Genomic DNA, 1,876 nt, shown 5'->3' on the forward strand with positions numbered 1-1,876 from the left:
GGTCTGCGGCATCTCCGCTTCGAGCAGCCGCAGCGCGTCCCGGCCGAGCCTGGCCAGCAGCGCGCCCGGCAGCCAGGGCCCCGCGTCGCCGCCGGTGACCTGGCCGGCGCCGGAACGGCCGGCCGCGGCGTCCGCGGCGGCATCGGGCGCACCGCCGGTGAGGGCGAGCACCTGGTCCACGGTGAACCGGCTGGCCGGGTCCTTGGTGAGGCAGCCGTTCACCAGCTCCCGCAGCCCGTCCGGCAGCCCGACCAGGTCCGGCGCCTCCTGCGCCACCCGGTACATCAGCGCGTGCACACCGCTGTCGGTGGTGCCGAACGGGGAGCGCCCGGTGGCCGCGAAGGCCAGCACCGAGCCGAGGCAGAACAGGTCGCTCGCGGTGGTGATCTGCTCGCCGCGCACCTGCGCGGGGGACATGACGCCGGGCGAGCCGACGACCGCGCCGGTCATGGTCAGACCGGGCTCGCCGACCGGATCGAGGGCGCGGGCGATGCCGAAGTCGATGACGCGCGGCCCGTCGATGGTGACCAGCACGTTGGACGGCTTGAGGTCGCGGTGGATCAGCCCGGCGCCGTGGATGTCGCGCAGCGCGAGCGCGAGGCCGCGGGCGAGGGCGCGCACCGAGTGCTCGGGCAGCGGGCCGTGGTCCTCGGCGATCACCTGGTGCAGCGAGGGCCCGCCGATGTAGCCGGTGGCGACCCAGGGGGTGGCGGCCTCGGTGTCGGCGTCGAGCACCGGCGCGGTCCACTCGCCGCCGACCCGCTGCGCCGCCCGCACCTCCGCCTGGAACCTGCGTCTGAAGTCGGCTTGACCCGCCAGCTCGCCCCGGACGAGCTTGACCGCGACGGTCCGGCCGCGCGCCGAGCGGGCCAGGTAGACCCGCCCCATGCCGCCCTCGCCCAGCCTGCTGAGCAGGCGGTACTCGCCGATCCAGCGAGGATCGTCGGCCCCCAGGTCTTCCATGCTGTTGTGGCTCCTGCCCCTTGTGTCGCCTCTGTTGCCGCTTCAGTTGCTGCTGCTGACGCTGTTGTCGCTCGTGCGCGTGCTGCTGTTCTTGCTGTTGTTCTCGCCGTTGCTCTTGTTGCTGCTCTTGTTGCTCGTTGTCTGTGCTTCGGCTGCCGGGCCGCGCGGGGTGTGGCCGGTGCCGCGTACTGCGGTGGTGCGGGTGCTGCGCCGTCGTACGGGTGGTGCTCGTGGTAGGTGCCTGCGGTACGGGTGACGTCGCCGTGCGCGCGGTGGTTGCTGTCCGCGCGATGGCGCACCGTGGTCGGGCGGCGCGCCGTCGTGGTGCTCCGGCCCGTCGTGGCGGTGGTGGCCGGTGGGCGCGCTGGTGGCGCCCACCAGCGCCGGCCGGGCCCGCGGATGCGTGCCGATGGTGGCGGTGATGGCGGTGATGTCCGTGTGCCGAACGCGGCGCCGGTCGCCGGGTGCTGGCGATGGACCGGTCGGCCGCCGGCGATGCTCCCCCTGTCCTGCTCCCCCGTCCCTGCGCCCCGCAGAGAGGTCTCCCCCGTCCCGAGGAGAATAAGGGGCGTACGACGAAAAGCAGCCCGCGCCTCGCCCCGGAAAAAGCGGCAGGCAGCTTCTGGCCTCGACCGGCCAGGCTTATGGCACACGACGCCCCGGAAACCGGCGGGTAACCCACCCTCATCCCCACCTGATCCGCCGCCACCCCGCCCGACCCGCCGCCGCCCCGCCAGCCATGCGTCCCGCTCCCGGCACTCTGTCAGGGCGTACGGCGAGCGGCAGACACAGTGCCGGTACCCGACGTCCCGCAGCCTCCCTAACCTGAGGGTGCCGGCCCGCAACCGGCCGGCGCGCTCCGTCCGCCGTGGCCGGCCGCCGCTCTGTGTCGGGGGCCCCGGCCCGGGGGGGG

General features: G+C 74.6%; 2 protein-coding genes. One reads left to right on the plus strand and one right to left on the minus strand.

The features are described 5' to 3' along the window. Positions 1 to 963 (minus strand): serine/threonine-protein kinase (locus tag AAHZ94_RS33465; protein ID WP_349997459.1); only part of this gene is annotated, 963 nt, incomplete at its 3' end. 22 nt (positions 964 to 985) lie between these two features. Between AAHZ94_RS33465 and AAHZ94_RS33470 the strand changes: the two genes are divergently transcribed. Continuing rightward, positions 986 to 1,219 carry a hypothetical protein gene (locus AAHZ94_RS33470; RefSeq protein ID WP_349997460.1) on the plus strand — a complete coding sequence of 78 codons (234 nt, stop codon included), beginning with the start codon at positions 986 to 988 and terminating at the stop codon, positions 1,217 to 1,219. Positions 1,220 to 1,876: the final 657 nt, after the last annotated feature.

This window comes from Streptomyces sp. HSW2009, from assembly GCF_040240285.1.
GTDB lineage: Bacteria > Actinomycetota > Actinomycetes > Streptomycetales > Streptomycetaceae > Streptomyces.